This window comes from Streptomyces sp. NRRL S-1022 (assembly GCF_000720135.1).
In the GTDB taxonomy this organism is placed as follows: Bacteria; Actinomycetota; Actinomycetes; order Streptomycetales; family Streptomycetaceae; genus Streptomyces.
This window is the reverse complement of the sequence record NZ_JOIU01000059.1, coordinates 1-6307: the sequence shown is the minus strand read 5'-3', so window position 1 is coordinate 6307 and position 6307 is coordinate 1. Positions and strand designations below refer to the sequence as shown.

Here is a 6307-nt window from a genome sequence, read left to right as displayed (position 1 = left end):
CCCACGGCGAGCTCTCCACACTCAGGTTGAACGCTCGACTTCTACTGCAGACACGGCAGTCAGCGGCGATCCACCTCATTGTGTTAGCCCCTGTAAGGGCCGTGCGGCGGGTCATGAGCGCAGCCCGAGGCGAATGGCTGCGACGGTCACGGTGCCGTGGAAGAAGTATGCCCTCTTATCGAATCGGGTGGCTACGGCACGGAAGCCCTTGAGGGCGTTGATCGTTCGCTCGACTTCATTCCTGCGCTTGTAGAGCGACTTGTCGAAGCCGGTGGGCCGACCGCCCCGGCTGCCACGGTGCTGTCTGTTGGCCCGCTGGTTCCTCGGTTCGGGGATGGTGTGCTTGATCCGGCGCCTGCGCAGGTACCGGCGGATACGACGGGACGAGTACGCCTTATCGCCGCTGAGGTGATCCGGCCGGGTGCGCGGGTGACCGCCACCCGGCCGTGGTACGCGAACGCGCTCAAGGACCGGGATCAACTGAGGTGCGTCGCCCCACTGCCCTGGCGTGATCAGCACCGCCAGGGGCCGGCAGCCGCGGTCTCCGACGAGATGAATTTTCGTGGTCAGACCTCCCCCGGACCGGCCGAGAGCCTCGTCGGGGCGATGCTGAGCGGGCAGGATCCGTTTCCTTGGAATTCGCGGCGGACACCCTCGAGCCAGGCGGCATGCTGATGGGCCCGGCAGGTCGTCGAGTCAATGCCGACCATGCTCCAGTCGATACGTTCCTCGTTCCAGTCGATACGTTCCTCGGCGTCGGCGTCGGTCTGGACGGCACGCAGCACGTTCTCCCAGGTGTCGTCCGCCGCCCAGCGCCGATGCCGGTCGTGACAGGTCTTCCACTTCCCCAAGCGCGTCGGCAGGTCGCGCCAGGGGATGCCGGTGCGCTGGCGGAAGAGAATGCCGTTGATCACCTTGCGATGACACTTCCACCGCCCGCCCCGTCCCACGTTCTTCGGAAGGTGCGGCTCCAACCGAGCCCACGGCGCGTCAGAGAGATCGCCCCGCCCCACACAAGCCGGAACGTTTTCGCCAACCGCCGGTCACACGACCCATCGGACACGCTCCAGATGTATTGATCACGAGCGTTGTTGACACTCGCCGGACGATGATCGGGTCCTTCTCCGATAGACCCGCTTCGGCGGGCTCTTGTGCGGGCGAAGCGGGGTGGTCTGCGCCGGGTGACCGCGTCACCGGGGCAGGCGCCTGCGGCGCCGGGCCAGGTGCAGGCCGAGGAGGACGAAGTCGACGACCAGAACCACCGCCGATGGCCAACCGGCAGAACAGGCGCTTCACCACCACTCCGATGATGCCGAGCACGATGGCCACCGCCCGTTCGGTAGGCCGGCTCGTGGTGCGTAAAGACCTCCTCTCGTCCCCCGCGAGCAGTTCGCTGTCCGTGGCGCTGATGGCCGACCACGTCGTGGCCTCGCCATCCCTGATGTCTTCCGCCTCGAACACGGGACCCTCCGATGTCAGCTCAAGACCGCTGTCTCGTCTTCCTCTCGCTTCTCCCCCCGGCACCTGGTTACGTAGCGTCACACTCTGGGGAGCAGTCGACTTGTAGGTCGGGCGGCGGACGGCTTTCATGCGCGGGGCGGTGGGCGATGAGCGGCGGACCGGAACACTGTCGCAGGGTCAGTAGGTGGCGAGGGAGATGGCGGTGTAGTGCGCAGTGAAGGCCACCACGGTCAGCGCGTGGAAGACCTCGTGGAAACCGAACCAGCGGGGTGCGGGGTCGGGCCGCTGGAGGGCGTAGACCACCGCGCCCGCACTGTAGAGGAGACCGCCGACCACGATCAGGACCACTACGGCCGCTCCGCCGGTGTGCAGGAAATCGGGCAGGTAGCTCACCGGTGCCCACCCCAGGGCCAGGTAGCACGGGGTGTACAGCCAGCGCGGAGCTCCGACCCACAGGACCCGGAACGCGATGCCGGCCAACGCTCCCGTCCAGACGATCCACAGCAGCACGGACCGCTGGTCCGGCGGGAGGAGGAGCACGGCCAGGGGCGTGCAGGTGCCGGCGATGATCAGGAAGATGTTGGCGTGGTCGAGGCGTCGCAGAAGAGCCTCGCCGAGCGATCCCCAGGTGCCGCGGTGGTAAATGGCGCTGGTCGCGAACAGCAGCCAGGCGGTGACCGAGTACACGGCGCAGGCCAGGACCGCCTGCGGAGTACGGGCCAGGCAGATGAGCACGACGCCTGCGATCAGCGCGGCAGGGACCATTCCGGCATGGAGCCAGCCACGCAACCTCGGCTTGATCGGCTCGGCCAGGTCGGCCACCCGATCCACCAGAGCAGCAATCGAGTGAGCCCCCTCCCCCGCATGGTCCCCCGGTGATTCATCGGGTATCCCGTCTGCACGGCGCTCCGCACGCGCTGACACGACGTGACCACATTCGACCTCAGCGGCGTCGCGGGACACAGCTTCTCGTCCTCCCCCGGGCTCCTGGGCGTCACTGGCAACCATGCGGTCATGCTAGGAAACCTCACCTGGCCCCATGACGGGACGTCGGTCCACAGCCACGCCACCGAGCCCGGGCCGGTTCGCCCCGCGTGAACTCCAGCCCCGTAAACGCTGTCGCCAATTGCGCTACCGAAGCCGAGTGTGGGCCTGACTCAGCATCTTGAGGCCGGCCAGCTCGATGTCGAGCGCGTCGCCGCAATCGTGGTGGTCGCAGCTGACCCCAGCGACGGCTACGCGGCCACCGGCCATCTCCTCGGGCTGCTGGCCGCGCTGCCTGCCCCCGCCAAGGCAAGGGAACGCTTCCGGTCAGACCTGTGGAGGTCGTCGGGCCCCGCGTACCCGCTGCCCGGCAACATCAAGGCGCTGGTGCTGCGTTCACTGGCAGGAGAGGCAACCGCCCTGGCCCAGCAGGTCCTCTCGGCCGTCGATGAGACGACCCCACCCCAGCGCGTCGCGGCCGGGAAGGTGATCGGTCAGGCCCTCGTCGAGTCCGACCAACTGCCCGACCTCAAGTCACAGGTCAACGGGGGACTGTGGCCCCGAGATCTCGAACTCACCGCCTGGCGCGTCCTGCACACGCAGACCGCAGGTCGGACGACCCGGCGGGTCGGGAAGCCTTCCTCGACGCCTGGACGAGCGTCGGAGCGCCGGCTCCTTGGAGCTGCACGGCAGCCACGCAGGACATGCGGCTCCCGTGCCCGACGACGCTTGCAGCGACTGAGGTCAGGACGTCCCGGGCCGAAGTCGCACCGGCTCTCGGCCTCCACAGATCAGGGGCCGCGCAGCCATTGCTGCGCGGCCCCTGATCCTGCCGGCCCAACACGAGAGCAGGCGCCTTCGTCTGGGTGGGTGGCAGGGCACGCAGAGGCGGCGGCCACCTGGACGCGGCGTGCCCGATCTCTCGGACAGGTCTGCGAGGTCAGGCCAGGTTGATGTTCTCGGCCTGCGGACCCTTCTGGCCCTGGGTGACGTCGAACGTCACGGCCTGGCCCTCCTGGAGCTCACGGAAGCCGGTGGAGTTGATCGCGGAGTAGTGCGCGAAGACATCCGGGCCGCCGCCGTCCTGGGCGATGAAGCCGAAGCCCTTCTCGGCGTTGAACCACTTCACAGTTCCCGTTGCCATGTCTGATGCCTTCCAGTCGATGAACGCCTCCCACTCATGTGGCAGACGGAGGTGATCACCCTGGTCCCTGCGGCACAGCACAGCAAAACGCTCACACCAGAGGCGTGAGCAAGAGGGAATTCCGAACCACGACAGCTGACGCAGACGCTACACGCCCACACACCGCGTCACCATAGGAAATAACGATCACACCGCACACCGGTCGTGGGTGCGGTGCCCGTCGACGCTGACGGGCACGCTCGTCTCACGCTGCTGCGGTCGGGTTCGCCGATTCGGTGGCGCGGCGGTATTCGGCGTTGAGGCGCTGGGCTTCCTCGAGCTGGTCCTCGAGGATGACGATGCGGCAGGCGGCCTCGATGGGAGTCCCGTGGTCGACGAGTTCCCGGGCGCGCGCGGCGATGCGCAGCTGGTAGCGGGAGTAGCGGCGGTGGCCGCCCGCGGAGCGCAGCGGGGTGATGAGGCGGGCGTCCCCGATGGCGCGCAGGAAGCCCTGGGTGGTGCCGAGCATCTCGGCGGCCCGGCCCATGGTGTAGGCGGGGTAATCGTCGTCATCGAGACGGCCGAACACGTCGTCTGCTGTCATTGCACCTCTCTGTGGAACGCGTGGAGGGGCCCTGGCGCCGTACTGGCACCAGGGCCCCGAAGGAACTACTACACCATCTGCCGGCCCTGATACTGCACCGGCCCTCTGTTTCCGCAGACCCGACCGAGAAGCTGTCGGGGGCGCGGGGATCGCGGTTGCCTGACCGGAGACCACCTCACTATCGATGTCCTGCGGTACCCGGGGCCAAGACTTCTGCCCGGGCGATCCTGATGGCGCTCGGCTCCTCCGTTCTTCCCTCTTGAGTAACTACTCACTAACGGAAACTGCGAACTGCTGGTGGCCTCGAACAGAGCCACTCTTCGGCAGTCGGCCCCGTCGCCCGGCCTGCGTCTGCTCCGGCTTGGAACCCCACTGCCGAACCTCCCGGTGCGCGCGCCCGCAGCCGACGCCTTCACCGGGGTACCGCTCCACCGACTTCACTGCCGGGTACTGCATTACGGGTACTGCCACTGCGGTACTGCTGCCCGGCAGTTCATCTCTGCCGGGCCTCGCTCGATCTCGGCTACGAGAGAAACATAACCCGACCGACACCACAAAGTCTACTCTGTCTGACACAGATTTCCGTGCGCTCGAAGACAAGGTGATCCGCCTCGACCGGTCCATGACTGGTTCAAGCAGCTCCGAGGCTCAGTCCGGCGCGCAGGGATCCCCCGCCGCTCAGGCACGTCGGGCTGAGTGTGACGTCGCCGACTCCGCCGCGGCTACTGTCGGCGGGCGCCGGCCAACACTGCGTCTCGTTGAGAACACCACCGGCCGGGACGGACGCCCCGCAGGTCGGCCGAAGCGTGGCAGGAGGCGTGGCAGGAGGCCCCGCGTCGCACTCGACGATCCCGGAATGAGCGCCTTCCTTGCCCGTAGCGTCAGCGGTCAAGCAGCCGGATGGCCGACAAACATGGTCCGCCCCATGTCGCAGCCTGACGAGTTGCTCGCTGACGTCGGCGCCCCGGGTGGAGTGCGACCAGAGCGATCGGAGTCCCTGACCGTGGTCACCGGTGGCGCTGTCATCACCGGTCGATTGGCTCTCGCGGCCACGTGAAGGCAGAGGCGGTCGGATGTACTGACGGATTTCGCCCGCTTGGACGAATTCACCGCCGTCTTCGGCTCCCCCGCGAAGCAAGGACGGGCCGCCGACGCGTCTGCACTTCCATGTCGCCCGGATCCCGCAGGGCACCCTGGGGGTCCCGAGACGGGGTGGGAGATACCGGGACGGCGACGGGAACCCGCTGCACGCTGTGGGCCCGACCGGCGTACCGGTCGGGCCCACACTGGTGGTCAGGCGACGGCTCGTGTCTGTTAACCCGGTCAGACCGTGACGGGGGTGCCGAGCATCGCGGAGGCGCGCTGCATCGGGCTGAGAATGCCCAGGGGCGCTGTCTTGGGAACGGCGCGGCAGGTGAAGCCGAGCGCAGCCATGGCCCGCAGGACTTCGGCGGCGCTGAAGTCACGGCGGTCCTGGCGGGTGATGACTTGGCCAACTTGCTTGAGGGGGTAGTGGCGGCGGCCGATGATCACCGATTCTCCGGTGACCGGTTCGGGCTTGATGCCCTTCATCGATTCCAGCACGCCGCCCTTGGTGAGCTCGAAGGGGAAGCGGGCGATGACGCAGCGCATGTGGCCTCACAGGGAGAAGGGGGAGAACGGTCCGACCCGGGGCGAGGCGTTTCAGCGGAAAAGGGCGAGGATGCCCGGGTCGCTGCCTTGCTCGTCGACCACCGGCAGGACACCGAGCCGACGGGAGCGCATCGCATGCTCGGCTTCGGCCATCGTGGTCACGGGTGAGGTGAACGATCCGTGGTCGCCGAGGATGTCGCGCAGGCGGACACGGTCGCGCCACCTCGACGCTCATGTCGTCACAGACCTGCGGTCCGGCCGCGTCCATGACATCCACCGCCGTCCTGTGCGCGGGGTTGGCGTCCGCCGGGCGGGGCTGCGTCTGAATCAGCGTCAAAAGGTGCCGCCTGCAGAGATGGGCCGGCTTCCCGGTCACGAAAGTTCTAGGCCACCGAGCCGAAGCCGGACTGGCGTACGGGGGTGCGCCTGGTCGCCGAGGCGGGGCGGCGGCGGCCTCGGGAGGTGGCGCTGCGCTTGGGGCGTTCGACCACCGGTGCGGTGAT

The 6307-nt window shown here is 68.0% G+C and carries 5 protein-coding genes and 2 pseudogenes; 1 reads left to right on the top strand and 6 read right to left on the bottom strand.

Going from position 1 to position 6307, the window contains the following annotated elements:
• Positions 1-111: 111 nt before the first annotated feature.
• The 4 genes from IG05_RS46355 to IG05_RS0140515 all read right to left on the bottom strand — a co-directional run bounded on the left by IG05_RS46355 (position 112) and on the right by IG05_RS0140515 (position 4172).
• A protein-coding gene (locus IG05_RS46355) for an IS5 family transposase (RefSeq protein ID WP_107051517.1) occupies positions 112-1013 on the bottom strand; the annotation gives its coding sequence in 2 pieces (ribosomal slippage) (positions 112-662 and positions 662-1013; 903 coding nt in all).
• 625 nt (positions 1014-1638) lie between these two features.
• Positions 1639-2424, bottom strand: a complete 786-nt coding sequence (trhA, locus tag IG05_RS0140535; protein ID WP_420707662.1) for a PAQR family membrane homeostasis protein TrhA — start codon at positions 2422-2424, stop codon at positions 1639-1641.
• Positions 2425-3385: 961 nt separating this feature from the next.
• A complete protein-coding gene (locus IG05_RS0140520) occupies positions 3386-3589 on the bottom strand; it encodes a cold-shock protein (protein ID WP_030052720.1) in 204 nt (67 codons plus the stop codon).
• A gap of 244 nt (positions 3590-3833) precedes the next feature.
• Positions 3834-4172: a MerR family transcriptional regulator gene (locus IG05_RS0140515; RefSeq protein WP_030349112.1), complete on the bottom strand. Its 339-nt coding sequence runs from the start codon at positions 4170-4172 to the stop codon at positions 3834-3836.
• Positions 4173-5097: 925 nt separating this feature from the next.
• On the opposite strand from IG05_RS0140515, the pseudogene IG05_RS49805 reads away from it, so the two are divergent.
• Positions 5098-5506: pseudogene (locus IG05_RS49805) on the top strand (hypothetical protein).
• On the opposite strand, the gene IG05_RS0140510 reads toward IG05_RS49805, so the two are convergent.
• Together IG05_RS0140510 and IG05_RS43055 are read right to left on the bottom strand one after the other, a co-directional pair.
• Complete coding sequence (locus IG05_RS0140510; RefSeq protein WP_030349111.1) at positions 5496-5804, bottom strand: SCO5918 family protein; 309 nt, start codon at positions 5802-5804, stop codon at positions 5496-5498. The pseudogene IG05_RS49805 and the gene IG05_RS0140510 overlap by 11 nt on opposite strands.
• Positions 5805-5855: 51 nt before the next feature.
• Positions 5856-6141 (bottom strand): annotated as a pseudogene (locus IG05_RS43055) (hypothetical protein).
• Positions 6142-6307 lie beyond the last annotated feature (166 nt).